We start from the raw sequence: 15,753 nt of genomic DNA on the forward strand, positions 1-15,753 counted from the left end.
CCCCCAATTCACAGGGATGGTTGCGGAGGTCGATGGGACGCCCTTGATAGTGTTCGTGCGACGTTGCGGACCCAATCGACCTTCACAGTGTGGACAAGTCTGCGGGTACCTCGCCGAAGCTCCGGATTACTTTGGCATCGCCGAAGTCGCCGCTGGACGGATCTCCGGTCCGGGAGAAGGCTAGCGCGCCGACATTGCCTGGTTTGCGCGAGAGCGCCTCGGCACGCATCACGGCGGCGTTTTGACTAAGACACTCGACCGCTTCTCCGGGGGCGATTCCGTCGTCAGAGGGGGCGAACGGCAAAGCCACATAGTAGGTGACTTCCATCACTGGATCTCCTTGCGCCGGCCTAGCGCTGCGTGGCGGCCGCGCGAATATCCCTTCGATAGCGCTGCTCGTAGCTCGGCGGCCTCGACTTCAAGGAAGTCGAAGGCGATGAGCAGGGCCTTGACCGTTTCTCGAGCATCTCCGCCGCAGGCCGCAATCGCTTGGTCCGCCGCGACCTCCAGGTCATCCGCGGGGGAGGCGGTTTGCTCTGGACAGGCGGCCATTGAAGTAATGTTCCTATTTTGTTCTAGGAGAGTCAAGAGGCTTAGTGAGCTTTTGCTGCCAGCTTAAGATGTAGCGGGAACTGCCGGCAGCGGCACGGTATCTGATCCGGCCGTGCTACCTAAGGGCCGACGGCAAGGTTGGCCCTGACGCCTTTGCGGTGATCCGCGAAACGATCCGGGAGATGAACAGGGTCGCGATCGGCCGGGTCGTACTGACCAACCGGAAGCATATTATCGCGCGGCGCTCGAGAAGGGGCTCGTCGGCATGTTGCTGCGCTATCCATACGAAGTTCGCTCCGAGCAGGAGTACTTCCACGAGATCCAGGACGTCAAAATCACGAAGGACATGCTGGATCTCGCCAAGTACATCGTGAGCCAAAGGTCGGGACGCTTCGAGCCTGAGAAGTTCGAGGACCAGTACGAAACTGTCCTGATCGATCTCATCAACCAAAAACGCGCTGGTAAGCCGATCGTGCCGAAGGAGCGGCCGAAGGGTGAGAACGTGTCGACCTGATGGAGGGCTGCGCAGAAGTGTCGGGCGCGAGGCCGCGCCGGCGAAAGGGGCCAAGCCCTGCCAAAAGGCCGCGCAAGGAGTCGAGCGGCCTGAAGGAAATGCTGATGCCGATCGAGGGCAAGAAGCCCAAGGTGGCGGCTAAGAAGCCTGCGGCCAAGTCGCAGCGGAAGTCGGCGTATTGCTCCTTGAGCGAACAGCCCGCCAACGCGATCGAATTGACGAGAGTAGTGCAGCCACTGCGACCGAGAAGCTGATCCCGTTTGTCGCACGGCGGATGGATCTGCCTTCATTTCGTCGATGGGATAGGGGTCCAGTTTAGTGCGACGGCGAAAAAGGTTGATTCGGGGTTCGAGTCGATTCCCCGCTACCAAAACTGCGATATTGTGCGCCAAACTACGATTTTCTGCGATTGTGCTGCTGACGGCAGCGGTTGGAGCGGCTTGATCGCCAATTGCACCAGCCTCGTCACGTTTGACCGAAATTGTTGGTCGTCCAGGCGACGGGTTTGCGAGTAGTAGCTCCGAGGCCGGACCAAAACCAACAGGCGCCATGAGCGAGCCCGAAGGTTCCGCATTTTCGAGGGGGCAGACGCGGTTAGCCTATCGATTCGCCGAATTGCGCTCGATTGCTAGTGGTGGCGATCGGAGCGTCACGCCAACGGTAGCCCTACATAGTTTTCCGCGAGAGTTGTCGCGGCCGCCCTGGACGAGGCCACGAGCTCAAGCTCTGCGACTTGGCGCCTTAGGTCGAATTCAGTCCCCTCATGGAATCGATGGAGCATCGACGTCATCCACCAAGAGAAGTGCTGAGCGCGCCAAACGCGGCGAAGCGCGGTGCGCGAATAGGCATCCAAAAGGTCGGTCGATCGATTGGCGTAATACGAGGACAGAGCTCGGGCGAGGACGTGCACGTCCGCCGCCGCCAAATTCAAGCCCTTAGCGCCGGTCGGAGGGACGGAGTGGGCTGCGTCGCCCGCAAGGAATAGTCGCCCATGTTGCATCGGCTCGCAGACGAAGGAGCGGAGGGGGATGATTCCCTTCTGAAAGATCGCCCCCGTCTTGAGCTCGAACCCGTCGCCGCCCACCCGGGCCTGCAGTTCGCTCCAAATCCGATCGTCGGACCAGTTATCCACGCTGTCGGTGGGGTCGCATTGGAAATACATGCGCTGCACGTCCGGAGATCTCGTCGAGATCAGCGCGAACCCGCGTTCGTGGTGAGCATATATCAGTTCCTCGGACGACGGCGGTGCTTTGGCGAGGATACCGAACCATCCGAACGGGTAGACGCGGAAATAGTCGCGGCGGACCAGACGTTCCGGTATCGCGGCGCGGCTTGTGCCGTAGCCGCCATCACATCCGGCGACGAAGTCGCAGCGCAGTTCGCGCGTCTCGCCTTGCTTGGTGGCAAATCGGATGGCGGGCTGGTCCGATGTGACAACGTCGATGCTGGTTACCTTGGCCTCAAAATGAATCTGGCCGCCCGTCCGCAAGCGGAGCGCGATCAGGTCTTTCAGGACTTCGTGCTGCGGATAAACGGTAATCGTGCGGCCGTTCGCCAGATTCTGAAGATCGATGCGATGTCCGCGGCCGGCGAAGCGCAATTCGAAGCCGCCATGCACGAAACCCTCGCGCTTCATGCGATCTCCGGCACCGATCTCGGTCATCAGATCTACGGTCGACTGCTCGAGCACGCCGGCCCGGATCGTCTGCTCGATCTCGGCCTGCGACCGGCTTTCAATGATGATCGACTCGATGCCACTTAGATGCAGCATATGCGAGAGCAGTAGCCCCGCTGGACCCGCTCCGACTATACCTACTTGTGTTCGCATTGAATGTTCCTCTCGGAATCTTCCGGATGTGTCGAGCGGCTGTAACGACCTCTCGTCATGTTTTGCGCGCGGGGATGTGGCGACCAACGACGGCGAGCGAGAGGGTGAGACCGATCATGGCGACGCCCAGCATCAGGAGATAGCCGTCCTTTCCGCCGACCGTGATCACCGTTGCACCGGCAAAAGCACTGAGGATGGCTCCAAGCCGACCAAAGGCGAGGGCGGAGGCAGTGCCCGTGGCCCGGACTGAGGTCGGGTAGACATATGCGCACACGGCATACATGGTCGACTGCACCGCATTGGCGAAGAAACCCTGCACACCGAAGCCTGCTATCAGAATGTTTGCCTCCAGCCCGATGTTCACGCGGGTCAGGTAAAGCGCGGTGGTGGCGCCGAGGAAGCTGCAGAGCAGGAGCGGCCAACGGGAGCCGTACCGGGTGATGGCCATGGCGCATGTCAACGCGCCGAGCACGCCTCCGAAGTTGTAGGCCGTCAAACCGGACCCCGCGATCGCGACGTCCAGCCCCTCGGACGTCAGCATCGTCGGCAGCCACGTGAACGCGCTATAGACGGCAAGCAGGTTGAGAAAGAAGGCGCACCAGAGCGCGATCGTGTCGCGAGCTCGGCCCTTCTCGAACAATGCAAGAAAGCCCTCGCGTTTCTCGATTCTCTGCTCGCCTAAATCCGTGAAGACGATGTCGGCTGCGACCGGTCGCGACATGCGTCCGACGAGCTGGCGCAGCTCGGCCCAACGCGCTGGCCGGCGCACGAGAAAACGCGGTGTTTCCGGGAGAATGAAGAGCAGAAGGAAGCCAAGGAGCACGGCCAGAGCTCCTCCAAGAAAGAACAGGGCCCTCCAACCGAGGTTCGGCAGGACGACGCTGGCGAACAGCCCGGCGAGCATGCCTCCAAGCGGGACACAGACGATGGTCGCGGTAATGGCGAGCGTCCGCCGTCGTGCGGGTGTGAACTCCGCTGCAACGGTGGTGGAGCTCGGCAAGGCTCCACCGATGCCGAGCCCCGCAATAAATCGCAGTGCGCCGATCTGCCAGACGTTGGCTGAGAAGCCGATGCAGAAGGTTGCCAGCCCGAAAACCATCACGCTGACGATCACGGCGCCACGTCGCCCGAACCGGTCAGCGAGTAGGCCGGCGAAGGCGCTCCCTATTCCCATTCCGACCAGCCCGGCGGCAAGGGCGGGAGCAAAGTCGCCGCGGGTGACGCCCCACTCCTTCATCAGAACTGGGACAGCGAAGCCAATCAGCTGTCCATCGAACCCGTCCATGATGATCGACAGGGCGGCGATGAAGACGACGATCTTCTGCAGGACGGTCCAGGGGCCATCATCAAGGAGCTGCCCGATGTCCAGCGACGGATGTGCGCTGTCGCCGCCGCTGCTCACCTCACCAGGAAGGCGAGTTGGACCGGAGCTGGTTGCCGCGATGTGTGGAGTGGACAAGTGGCCCATGGGGTACGTCTCTGTCACAACTTCCCTCCCTGTTGTTTTGCGTCGATGTGTCGGATCACCGCGACGTCCGATCGGCCTTCAAGGGACCGAAACAAGAGTCCGTTCGCGCCGGAGCCGAGAATGGCGGTCCCATGGCGCTGTAGCTGTTGACCTGACATCCTTCGCTCCTCTGGACGAGCTTCGCCGTGCCTCCCCAGCAATGCTGAGGTAGGCGACGTCACTTCATTGGAGATTGAGATCGGACTCGCGCCTGATCAGAACGGATAGTGTCGTTCGCTTGTCTGAATGGTCATCCAGCGGGTGTCCGTGAACTCGGCGATTCCGGCCTTGCCGCCAAATCGCCCGTATCCGCTGTCCTTGACGCCTCCGAAGGGCATCTGAGCCTCGTCATGAACGGTGGGGCCATTGATGTGGCAGATGCCGGATTGAATGCGCGACGCGACGCGCATGCCTCTCGATGTATCCCTGGTGAACACGGCGGACGACAAGCCGTAGGCATTGTCGTTTGCGCAGGCGATCGCTGCGTCCTCGCCCTTGACCCGAACGATGGGCTTGATCGGTCCGAAGGACTCCTCGCTGTAGATCTTCATGTTCGATGTGACACCGTCGATCAGCGTGGCCGGCATCAGCGTGGACTCAGCTTTCGCGCCGCACAGCAGCTTTGCGCCTTTCGCGAGTGCGTCGTCGATGAGATCGTTGCAGCGCTTGACGGTGGTCATGTCGACGACGGAGCCGAGAACGACGGGGCCCTTTCTCGGATCGCCAAGCGGCAGCTTGCACGCCTTGTCGGCAAGGCGACGCACGAATTCGTCGGCGATGGCCTCGTCAACGATGATTCGCTCGGTCGACATGCAGATCTGGCCCGAATTCGCAAAGGCACCAAACGCGGCTGCGTTCACGGCGGCGCCGATGTCGGCATCGTCAAGAACGACGAGCGGCGCCTTGCCCCCGAGTTCGAGGACCGCCGGCTTGAGGTACTTCGCGCATGTGGCGGCAATGATCTTTCCGACGCGGGTCGATCCCGTGAAATTGACCCGGCGCACGGCGGGATGCGCGATCATTGCTTCGACGACAGGTCCTGCGTCCGATGGAGCATTGGTGACGTAGTTGACGACGCCCTTCGGAAAGCCGGCTTCCTTGAACGCCTCGACGATCAGCCCGTGGGTTGCGGGGCACAGCTCGGAGCCCTTCAGAACGACGGTGTTGCCGCAAGCCAGGGGCAATGCAATGGCTCGCACGCCGAGGATCACAGGCGCATTCCACGGCGCCATGCCCAGGACCACCCCGGCGGGTTGCCGCACCGCCATCGCGAAGCTGCCGGGTACGTCGGAGGGAATGATCTCGCCGCTGATCTGCGTTGTCATCGCCGCGGCCTCAAGCAGCATGCCGGCTGCGAGATGGACGTTGAACCCAGCCCAGATCCCCGATCCGCCAGTCTCTGCAGCGATGGCCGCGGCAAATGCAGCGGCCTTGGCTTCCAGCGCGTGCGCTGCCTTGGTCAGAAGGGCGCGGCGCTCCGAGGGACCTGTCGCAGACCAGCTCGGGAAGGCAGCAGCAGCTGCTTCCACGGCTGCAACCGCATCGTGCGCTGTGGCTGCCGGTGCTCGCGTTGCAATCTGGCCATCGAGCGGATTGAGGCGCTCGAACATGGCGTTACCGGTGGCCGCTCGTTGCTCGCCCGCGATCAACATCGAAATCGTGTTCATATTCACTCCCTAGGTTCTGTTCGATTTCTGCAGGTCTCCGTCCTCGACCTCGACCTCGATCAGTGTTGGTCGCTCGGACGAAAATGCCTTGGCCAAAGCGTCGTGGAGGCCCTTGCCGTTCCCGACATGGACTGCAGAGCAGCCAAGGCCCCTCGCAATCGAGACGAAATCGAGCCCGGGAAGGTCGGTGCCCTGAACGTGCTCTTGCGAACTGAAGCCGAACACGGGTGCGAAGTCCTGCAGCGCGGCGTAGCGCCCGTTCTTGAGAATGACGAAGGTGACGGATAGACCAAGTTGTGCTGCGCTCCAGATCGCCTGGATCGAGTAGAGGCTGGAGCCGTCGCCCATCAGGGCAATCACACGGCGGCCGGGCTTTCCGAGAGCCACGCCGACAGCCGCCGGCATGCCGTAACCGAGGCCGCCGCTGTCCATCGTGTAGAAGGCTTCGCTCTGGGTGATGGGCAAGTGCGCCTGCATTACAGGCCTGGCGCCCGGCGCTTCCTCGACGATGATTCCACCGGTCGGTCTCATGTCCGCAATGGTTTGCATCACGAAGGCCGTTGAGAGCGGTGCCGTCGCCTCCACGCGCCGCGCGATGGTGCGACCAGGAGGAGTGGTGCGTGTCGGCGGCGTCGCGCGTGCCAGAAGATCCAGGAGGCCGAGCCGGACGCTGCCGATCGCAGCCATTCCCTCCGGCGTCCATGCGGCGGTCTGGGGATCGTCGGTCAGCTGGAAGAGCGCGGCTCCCTCTGGCAGGTGCGGACCGAACCCCTCGACATGATACGAGAACGCCGGCGCGCCGATCGCGAAGACGAGATCGTGTCCGTCGAGCAGATGGACGATCTTCTCTCGGATCGCCGGCAGGAATCCCGCAAACAGGCGGTGGTCCTCGGGGAAGCTGCAGCGGCCGGACATCGGCGCAGTGAAGACGCGCGCATTGTGCCCTTCGGCGAGTTGCCGGACCTCGTTGAAGGCCCCGTCACGATCAACGGCCGCTCCGACGACGAAGGCCGGCCGCTTCGAACGATCGAGGGCGCTTCCGATCTGGTCGAGAATGGCTGGATCGGGGCGAACCTGTTGGCTGACCACACGCGTCGGCAGATACTCGGCCGGACGATCCCAATCGTCCACGGGCACCGAGACCAGGACGGGCCCGCAAGGCTGCGTCATCGCGATGTAATAGGCGCGCGCGATGGCATGCGGCACGTCCTCGGCACGTGCAGGTTCGATGCTCCATTTCACATAGGGCTTTGGAAGCTCGGTGGCCTCTCGAGAGGCGAGGAACGGATCGAAAGGCAGGATGGAGCGGGCCTGTTGGCCGGCCGTGATGACGAGGGGCGTCCGGTTCTTGAACGCGGTAAAGATGTTTCCCATGGCGTTGCCAACGCCGGCCGCCGAATGCAGGTTGACGAAGGCGGCGTTGCGCGTCGCCTGCGCAAAGCCGTCGGCCATGCCGACCACAACGGCCTCTTGGAGTCCGAGAACGTAGCGGAAATCGTCGGGGAAGTGCCGGAACAACGGCAATTCCGTCGATCCTGGGTTGGCGAAGACGGACGTCATGTTCAGACGACGCAGCAGATCGACGACGGCATCGCGCACAGTCGGCGCGGTCACGCGTCGTTGCTCGAACGTATCCGTCCCAGTGGCCATGGCCGTTCCCATCCCGTTTTTTTGTCGTCGGCCGGACACTAGGGGAGGGAGGTCATTGCAGAGAATTGAATAAATCAGGAAAAGTCATTACACTTGGTTATGGCTCTGAGCATCGAACAACTGACGACCTTCACCACGATCGCCAAGGCGGGGAGCCTTGGTCGGGCGGCTGCCCTGTTGAACATGACACAGCCCGCGCTGAGCCGGGCCATCAAGCGGCTGGAGCAGCAACTCGGCGCGGAGCTCTTCGAGCGCCACTCCAAGGGCATGCAACTGACCGATATCGGGAGGGCCTTCTTACCGCACGCGACTTCGTTGCATGTCGAGGCCACGCAGGCGCTGGAGGAAATTCAGGCGCTGCGTGGCGCGGCGAAGGGGACCGTCCGGGTCGGGGCGGTGGCGAGCATCGCGAGTTCGATCCTGCCGCCCGCGATCGAGCGTACCTTGACCAAATGGCCCGGCCTTCATTTCGAAGTCTTTGAAGGCGTCTGGGACTTGTTGGCAGCGAGTTTGTCGAAGCACGAGATCGATCTCGCCTTGGGCGCGGACGCGCCGGACACGGACGAAATCGTTGCAATTCGTGATTGCTGCTGGGAGGACACGAGCCACGTGATCGTTTCGTCCGGGCACCCTCTCAGGCGTCGTCGAAAGTTGACGCTCGCCGATACGCTTCACGAGAAATGGACGATTCCGCCGCCTGGCACCGGACCGCATCAACACGTCGAGCGTGTGTTCGCGGAGCAAGGCCTCGGCATGCCCGACGTGATCGTCAGGACGCGCTCGATTACAGTGCTCAAGAGTCTCGTCGTCGATTCCGGGTTTCTGAGCTGGATGGCGGAGCCGATGTTCGAGCCGGAGCGGCGCGCGGGTCTCATCGCTCCTCTTTCGATCGCCGGGGTTGATGGGCGGCGAAGGCTGGTAGCGTTTCGCCGTCGGCGGGGTCTCCTGGCCGTCCCGGCAGTGAAGCTGCTGGACGAGTTGAGGCGGCTGACCTCGGTGGGAAGCCGCAAACGCTGATCGCAAATCCGACCATCGGCATGCTTGAGTACACCCCGAACTAGTTGCGACAGCAGCCAAAGAGGTTTGGATGCAATGGTTTAGACATCTGTCCTGTTAGTGGACGGCGGACACCTTTGAGCTTGGCGCACGCCGGGTCAGGTGGGCTGTCCTGAATAAACCCCTTTATCGGTGCCGTAGCCTCTGCCTATGATGGCAAGAAAATTGCTTCGGTCGCCGGGAGGAGGGATAGATCGATGAACCGCGTTCGGGACATTGTTTCGCAAGATCTGAAGCTGTTCGGTGACATTGTCGTGCGGCTTCAGCGCATGGACCCGAGTGTCGACCTGAGACAGTCGATCCTGCCGGATCTGCTGCGGCTGCTGCGCGCGGATTTCGGAGCGTCCTATGTGTGGCGCTCGGATTACTCGAATTTCCAACACGGCGTCTCGATCAATATGGATCCGCAGAATCTGAAGCGCTACGACGACTGGTTTCAGTTTCGCGACCCCATGACCGCGCAGCTTCGCCAGCGCCGTCGCGCCTCGTTCGTTGAAGAGGTGTTGCCTCGCCGCGATATGATCCGTACCGAGTTCTACAACGACTTCCTGGCGCGAGATGGTCTGCATCACGGCATCAACATGTATGTCTTCGACGGCGACCGTGATCTCGGCGACTTCCGGATTTGGCGCGCGGCGGGGCGCCCGGATTTCGAAAGTCGCGAGATCGACCTTCTTACCGGTCTTGAGCCGTTCCTGCGCGGCGCGATGTTGCGGGGCATGCACAGGTACGAGGACTTGACCGCGCGCGAAAGCGACGTCGCGAGCCTGGTCGCAAGGGGCTGCACGGACCGAGATATTTCGCGGTTGCTTAATATCGGCTTTGCGACCGTGCGCACGCATATCAACAACGCGATGCGAAAGCGCTGCTGCGCCAACCGTGCCGAACTTGCGGCCCTGGTGGCACGCGAGAAGCCGATCAGCTGAACCGTAGTCGTCTCTGACCGCTTCGAATCGGGGTCGCGCCGAGCCCATGCGGCAGCGCGGCTCCACATTTGTGTTGATACCGCTGCGGGCGGGAGCATTCTACCGATCGCGTCCTGGAAGCAATTTCTGGGACGAGCCATGAAAAATCTGCACGACATGGGCGTGGTGGAAGCCGCTGCCGCGATCCGCTCGGGCGATATCACCGCGGAGGCGCTTGCTTCGGCGCTGCTGGAGCGCGCGAGGACGTTCAGCGGGCTGAACGCATTTGTCACGCTCGATGCCGACCAGGTCATGGCGGCTGCGCGCCGGGCCGATCAACAGCGACAGGCCGGTCAGGCGCTTGGATCGCTCCATGGCGTGCCGATTGCATTCAAGGACAACATCAATACCGCCGGCCTGCCTACGACGGCCGGCACGCCCGCATTGCGTGCGCACCGGCCTAAAACGGACGCTCCGGTCGTCAAAGCCCTGAAGGATGCCGGCGCGATTGCCTTCGGCAAAGCCGGGATGCACGAGTTGGCGTTCGGCATAAGCTCGAACAATCAGGCGTTCGGAGCCATCAGGAATCCCTTTGGAGATCGTCACATACCGGGAGGCTCGAGCGGTGGCTCTGGTGCGGCTGTGGGCGCGCGGCTGGTCCCGGCCAGCATCGGCTCCGACACCGGCGGATCGGTCCGCGTTCCCGCTGCATTCTGCGGCGTGATGGGCTTTCGGCCGACGGTGTTGCGGTGGCCGCAGGCGGGCATCGTTCCAATCTCGTCAACGCGCGACACTGCGGGGCCTTTGGCGCGACATGCCGCCGACCTCGCAGCCCTCGACGCTGCTGTCACGGGCGATGCCAGCCCTGTCCCGGTGAAGCGCCTATCGGATCTCCGGATTGGCGTGCCCAGGTCATTCTTCTGGGATGATCTGGAGCCGGAGACCGCCAGTATTTGCGAAGCGGCTCTCGACGTGCTCAAGCGCGCAGGCGTCACCTTGATCGAAGTCGATCTGCACGAGATTGCCGTACCGAATGAGGCAGTTTCGTTCACGGTGGCGCTCTATGAAGTCAAACGTGACCTCGATGCGTATCTAAGAGACGAAGGGATCGCTCCGCGCTTTGCCGAGATCGTGGCAGAGGTAGCCAGCCCCGACGTCAAAGCCGCTCTCGATCCTTTGCTGAACCCCGCATCGGAAGTTCCAGCAAAGGCTTATCGGGAGGCCATGGAAATCCATCGGCCGAAGCTGATCTCGCTCTATCGCGCATGTTTTGCCGAAAACCAGATCGATGCTGTCGTCTTTCCAACGACACCGCTGCCGGCACCACTCGTTGGGGAAGACGATAACGTAACGCTCAATGGCCGCGTCGTTCCGACCTTTGCAACTGTCATTCGTAACACTGACCCTGGAAGCAATGCCGGCCTTCCCGGCATTAGCCTTCCCGCTGGCCTGACCTCGGCTGGTCTGCCGGTCGGTCTTGAATTCGACGCTCCCGCCGGCGGGGATCGAGACTTGCTTTCGCTTGCCATCGCTCTGGAAGAGTTGCTTCCGGCGCCGCCGACACCGTGACCCGATTGCACATATCGTCATGACATCATTGGAGGGAAAAGTGCTTAAATCAATCAGGATGACTCGTCGCGACCTCGTCCGTGCCGCCGGTGCGGCAGCCCTTGCGATAGGTGCGCCCGCGATCATTCGCCCTGCGCGCGCGGCAGACGCGCTAAAGATCGGCGTTCTTGTCGCCGATTCGGGGCCGGCTGCCTTGTTCGGGCCTGCGCAACGCGCAGCGGCAGAGCTGGGCGCGGCGACCATCAATGCCAAAGGCGGAATTCTCGGACGCCAAGCCGAAATCATCTTCGCCGACGCGGGAGCCTCGCCTGCCGAAGTGGCCAAGAGCGCCGTCAAATTGATGTTGAGCGACAAGGTCGAGATGATCTTCGGCTCGCACGACAGTGCTGTTCGGCAGGGCGTGGAGAACGTGGTCAAAGGCAAGATCCCCTACGTTTACACGCCCCTGTTCGAGGGCGACGACTGCTCGTCCAACGTCTACTTCCTCGGCGAAGTGCCCGAGCAGGAGTTGCAGAAGACGCTTCCGAGGATGGTCGAACTCGCCAAGGGCAAGACCTTCTACCTCGTCGGCAACGACTACGTCTGGCCACGCACCACCAATGACAAGGCGAAGAAATACATCGCTGATCTCGGCGGTACCGTCGTCGCGGAGGATTATTACCCGCTCGGCGCGCCGAACAAGTTCGAGAACACGGTAGCCAAGATCAAGTCTGCGAAGCCCGCCATCGTGCTGCAAACCCTGGTCGGCGGCGACAACGTCAATTTCAACCGCACCTTCGCCGACTTCAATCTGTCCGACGATATCCTCCGCCTGTCGTGCCTGCTCGAGGAGAATACGCTGATCGGAATCGGGAAGGATGCCAGCAAGAACCTCTACTCGAGCCTCAGCTATTTCGCGGATCTCGATCTTCCGGAAAACAAGGCCTTCATTGGCGAATTGACCAAGAAGTATGGCGACAAGGCGCCGCAGCAATGCACCATATCCAAAGGCCTTTACGATGCGTTTGTGTTCGCGGCCGCTGTAACGAGCAAGTCCAATTCGCTCACCGCCAAGGACTTCGCCGCGGCTGCCGAGGGTGTGCAGTTCGACACCCCAAGCGGGCCGATGACCATGACGCATCGTCACACCTCGAAGAACATTTTCCTGGCTCGTTGCGAGGGGGCGAAGTTCGCTGTGATTGACACCTTTGCGGCTGTACCGACACAGCAGTCCTGCACCTGACGAGGTCGATGGTATGGAGGCTTTGCTCTTCACGCAGGGGCTCAACGTCGTGTTCGAAGCCCTGATCCTTGCGATGTTGGTCCTCGGCCTCGCCGTCGTGATGGGCTTGTTGAATGTCCTGAACATCGCGCATGGCGAGTTCATCATGATAGGCGCGTATGCCGCCTATATTGTGCAAAGGGCAGGGCTTCCATATTGGCTCGCGATACCGGCCGCGGCGCTGGTTTGTGGGGTGATCGGCCTCGTCGTGGAGCGATGCCTGATAAGGCCGTTGCATTACGAACCGTTCGAGACGCTGCTGGCAACCTGGGGGCTGGGACTGCTGCTTCGCAAGTGTGTCGAGCTCGGGTTCGGCCGGGGCTATCGCAGCGTGGAGATACCGATCGGCGGCTCAGTGAGCCTCTTTGGTGAGTCCTATCCGGCGTACCGATTGGTGCTGATGGTCGTCGCTGCCTTGGTGCTTGCCAGCCTGTTTGTCTGGTACCGGCGCGCTCCGACCGGTGCCCGGATCCGCGCCATGGTCGGCAATCCCGTGCTCGCGGAGGCCGTCGGCATCCGAACGCGTGAACTGGCGCGTAACACCTTCATCACGGGCACTGCATTGGCAGGTGTTGCCGGCGTCATGGTCGCGCCGCTGACGCCGGTCGAACCGTTCATGGGACTGACCTTCATCGTGAACTCATTCTTCGCACTGGTCGTCGGCGGAATGGGAACGGTAGCCGGGTTATTCGCTGGCGCGACCATCATCGGTGGCCTGCAAAGTGTTTTGTCTGCCGCCGTCAGCCCGACCTCCGCCTATCTCGCTATGCTCCTCATCTCGATCCTCTTCCTTTGGCAGCGACCCCGTGGCTTATTTCCTCGTCCGTAGTCTCCTGATACTGGCGTTCCTGATCCTCATTCCACCCTTGCTGGGTGAGTTCTGGGCCTATCAGCTCGGCCTCTATTTCATCTACGGCCTGGCCGCGTTGGGGATTGGTCTGGCGTGGGGGCAGGCCGGAATTCTGCCGCTTGGGCAGGGAATGTTTGTCGCGATCGCCGCCTACGTCACGGCCCATGGGCTGCTCGCTCTCGGCTCGTCGCCGATCGCTTATCTCGCGCTGCCCGCCGCTTGCGTTCTCGTCGCTGTTCTTGCCTTTGCATTCGCTGCTCTGGTGTTCCGAGGGCGGTTTGAGCAAGGCCCGTCATTCTCGCTGATGACGCTCGCGTTGACGCTGGCAGCATTTCAGGTGGCGAACGGATGGAGCAGGGTCACGGGAGGATTCAATGGACTTCGCAATATTCCAGGCCTTCCCGGCTTGGATGGCTTTCTCGACCTCTACTATCTCATTGCGATTCTCCTTGGGCTGAGCATTGCTGCCGTCGACTACCTCTTGCACGCGCCAATTGGGGTGTTGTGGCGGGCAACCGCCGACAACGAACGCCGGCTCGCTTTTCTCGGTTATGACGTTGCGGTTATCAAGGCTGCGGCGTTTGCGGTAGCATCCGGTCTCGCCGGACTTGCGGGGGCTCTTTATGCTCCGCAGCAAAACCTCGTGACGCCTGATCTTGCAGGCTTCGCCTTTTCCGGTGACCTCGTAATTTTTGCCGCTGTCGGCGGTCGTGCCACCGTGCTCGGCCCTGTGATCGGCGCGATCGTCGTCGGGGTTCTATCGGCCGAGTTGCGTGATCGCTTCCCCTGGTGGGAAATTGGCATCGCCTTGTTCTTCATCGTCGTCGTTCTTCGCCTTCCCGGCGGACTCATGACACTCTTTGTGCCATTGCGGAGATTATCATTCACGAGGACTGTCACACGCGCCCGATCAGTAGCCCCCGGCAAGCCGCGCATTGCAACGTCCCTCTCTGTGGCATTTGAGGATGTGCGTGTGCGCGTCGGGGATGTGACCATTCTCGATGGCCTGTCGGTGCGTACGGGCGAGGAAGCCGTACTCTGCGTTATCGGCCCGAACGGAGCCGGGAAGACCTCGACGCTCAATGTCATGACCGGCATGCTGCCGAGGCGAGGTGGCAGGATTGTCATTGATGGAGCGGACGTGCTTCGGCCAGAGCCGGCGATCGTTGCAAGTAAGGGAGTGGCCCGTAAATTCCAAACCCCGTCAGTGTTTCCGAAGTTGACCATCGACGAAAACCTGGCCGTAGCGCTCTGGGCCGGGCGTTGGCGCGGGTTCGACCTGCTTCGATCAGGTCTGTTTGGATGGACCTCGCCGCTGCTTGAAGAGATGCGCAGGCGCTTCCAATTTCTGGATGATGGAACAAGGCCGGCATCTGCTCTTTCACATGGCGAGCGTCAAATTCTCGAACTCACGATGGCGCTGATCACCGAGCCTCGTATGTTGCTGCTGGATGAGCCCTGTGCTGGGCTGTCGCACGAAGAAACCACGGCAGTGATCGACGCGATCCAATGGGCGCGAGGCGAGCTCAACCTGCGCGTCATCATCATCGAGCACGACATGGAGCTCGTACGCCGCCTCGCCGACCGCGTGGTCGTGCTGCATCAAGGCCGTTTTCTCGCGGACGGCAGCGTCGAGGAGGTGCAGCGAAATCCGGAAGTTCGGGCGGTCTATGTTGGGGGCTCCCGGTGACAGGCGGCTATTTCGAGATCCAGAATATCTCTGGCGGGTATGGGTCAGGACGCGTCGTCCGCGACGTCAGCATTTCGATCGCTCGGGGAGAGGTGGTGTGTCTGCTTGGCCGAAATGGCGTTGGAAAATCGACCCTTGCGAAGCTCGCGTGCGGATTCCTGCGGCCAATGAGCGGAGCTGTGCAGCTCGCAGGCGTCGAGATCACAGGGAAGCGACCGTCGGAGAACCTGACGCTTGGTTTGACTTATTGCCCGCAGGAGAGGGTGGTATTCGATGACCTCACAGTTGCAGAAAACCTGTCACTGATGCGCACCGATCGCCGGCTCGATGAGTTTGAGCCCTATTTTCGCGCCTTTCCGCGACTCTCCGAACGCCGCGGCCAGTACGCCGGAACACTCTCCGGCGGTGAGAAGAAGCTGTTGTCCTTTGTGCGCGGTCTCTCTGAGGGATCGGCCATGATGGTCATCGACGAGCCGACCGAGGGGGTTCAGTTCGAGAATGTCGTTCGTATGGCTGAACTCATGCTCGCGCAAAAGGAAGCCGGGGCATCGTTCCTGGTCGTTGAACAGAACCTGACATTGGTCGATCGGGTGGCTGACCGCATCGTAATCATGGACCACGGAGAAGTTGCCCTAAGCGCGGCTGCGTCCGAGCTCGATCGACAGCAGATTCTTGCTCACCTAACAGTGTGAACCGATTGGGCC

Annotated in this window: 14 protein-coding genes; 8 read left to right on the forward strand and 6 right to left on the reverse strand. The window is 61.6% G+C overall.

Features of this window, described 5'->3' with window-relative positions; all coding sequences use genetic code 11:
- Positions 1–82: 82 nt before the first annotated feature.
- A complete protein-coding gene (locus HZZ13_RS05385) occupies positions 83–331 on the reverse strand; it encodes a hypothetical protein (protein WP_197958610.1) in 249 nt (82 codons plus the stop codon).
- Positions 328–552 carry a hypothetical protein gene (locus HZZ13_RS05390; RefSeq protein ID WP_197958611.1) on the reverse strand — a complete coding sequence of 75 codons (225 nt, stop codon included), beginning with the start codon at positions 550–552 and terminating at the stop codon, positions 328–330. The genes HZZ13_RS05385 and HZZ13_RS05390 overlap by 4 nt, the downstream gene beginning before the upstream one ends.
- A gap of 265 nt (positions 553–817) precedes the next feature.
- Here HZZ13_RS05390 and HZZ13_RS37760 point away from each other — a divergent pair, with 265 nt between their 5' ends.
- Entirely contained in the window at positions 818–1,066 is a 249-nt protein-coding gene (locus HZZ13_RS37760; RefSeq protein WP_446471679.1) for a Ku family protein, read from the forward strand.
- 649 nt (positions 1,067–1,715) lie between these two features.
- Here the strand turns inward: HZZ13_RS37760 and HZZ13_RS05400 are convergent.
- From HZZ13_RS05400 to mdlC, 4 genes are all read right to left on the reverse strand, one after another.
- Positions 1,716–2,894, reverse strand: coding sequence for a 4-hydroxybenzoate 3-monooxygenase (locus tag HZZ13_RS05400; RefSeq protein WP_197958612.1), 1,179 nt, complete (start codon positions 2,892–2,894; stop codon positions 1,716–1,718).
- Between the two features lie 55 nt (positions 2,895–2,949).
- Positions 2,950–4,362, reverse strand: coding sequence for an MFS transporter (locus HZZ13_RS05405; protein WP_197958613.1), 1,413 nt, complete (start codon positions 4,360–4,362; stop codon positions 2,950–2,952).
- A 254-nt stretch (positions 4,363–4,616) separates the two neighbouring features.
- Positions 4,617–6,068 (reverse strand): aldehyde dehydrogenase, encoded by a 1,452-nt coding sequence (locus HZZ13_RS05410; protein ID WP_197958614.1) that lies wholly within the window; start codon positions 6,066–6,068, stop codon positions 4,617–4,619.
- Positions 6,069–6,077: 9 nt separating this feature from the next.
- Positions 6,078–7,718 (reverse strand): benzoylformate decarboxylase, encoded by a 1,641-nt coding sequence (mdlC, locus tag HZZ13_RS05415; protein WP_197958615.1) that lies wholly within the window; start codon positions 7,716–7,718, stop codon positions 6,078–6,080.
- A gap of 99 nt (positions 7,719–7,817) precedes the next feature.
- Here mdlC and HZZ13_RS05420 point away from each other — a divergent pair, with 99 nt between their 5' ends.
- The 7 genes from HZZ13_RS05420 (at position 7,818) to HZZ13_RS05450 (ending at position 15,741) form a co-directional block, all read left to right on the forward strand.
- A complete protein-coding gene (locus HZZ13_RS05420) occupies positions 7,818–8,735 on the forward strand; it encodes a LysR family transcriptional regulator (protein WP_197958879.1) in 918 nt (305 codons plus the stop codon).
- A gap of 236 nt (positions 8,736–8,971) precedes the next feature.
- Positions 8,972–9,700, forward strand: coding sequence for a helix-turn-helix transcriptional regulator (locus tag HZZ13_RS05425; RefSeq protein WP_197958616.1), 729 nt, complete (start codon positions 8,972–8,974; stop codon positions 9,698–9,700).
- 138 nt (positions 9,701–9,838) lie between these two features.
- On the forward strand, positions 9,839–11,248 hold the full coding sequence (gene iaaH, locus HZZ13_RS05430) for an indoleacetamide hydrolase (protein ID WP_197958617.1): 1,410 nt from the start codon (positions 9,839–9,841) through the stop codon (positions 11,246–11,248).
- A 40-nt stretch (positions 11,249–11,288) separates the two neighbouring features.
- Positions 11,289–12,470, forward strand: a complete 1,182-nt coding sequence (locus HZZ13_RS05435) for a substrate-binding domain-containing protein (RefSeq protein ID WP_311972604.1) — start codon at positions 11,289–11,291, stop codon at positions 12,468–12,470.
- Positions 12,471–12,483: 13 nt separating this feature from the next.
- Positions 12,484–13,338 (forward strand): branched-chain amino acid ABC transporter permease, encoded by an 855-nt coding sequence (locus HZZ13_RS05440; RefSeq protein WP_197958619.1) that lies wholly within the window; start codon positions 12,484–12,486, stop codon positions 13,336–13,338.
- Positions 13,316–15,049 carry a branched-chain amino acid ABC transporter ATP-binding protein/permease gene (locus HZZ13_RS05445; protein WP_197958620.1) on the forward strand — a complete coding sequence of 578 codons (1,734 nt, stop codon included), beginning with the start codon at positions 13,316–13,318 and terminating at the stop codon, positions 15,047–15,049. The genes HZZ13_RS05440 and HZZ13_RS05445 overlap by 23 nt, the downstream gene beginning before the upstream one ends.
- A complete protein-coding gene (locus HZZ13_RS05450) occupies positions 15,046–15,741 on the forward strand; it encodes an ATP-binding cassette domain-containing protein (protein ID WP_197958621.1) in 696 nt (231 codons plus the stop codon). The genes HZZ13_RS05445 and HZZ13_RS05450 overlap by 4 nt, the downstream gene beginning before the upstream one ends.
- Positions 15,742–15,753 lie beyond the last annotated feature (12 nt).

It is taken from the genome of Bradyrhizobium agreste (assembly GCF_016031625.1).
GTDB classification, from domain to species: domain Bacteria; phylum Pseudomonadota; class Alphaproteobacteria; order Rhizobiales; family Xanthobacteraceae; genus Bradyrhizobium; species Bradyrhizobium agreste.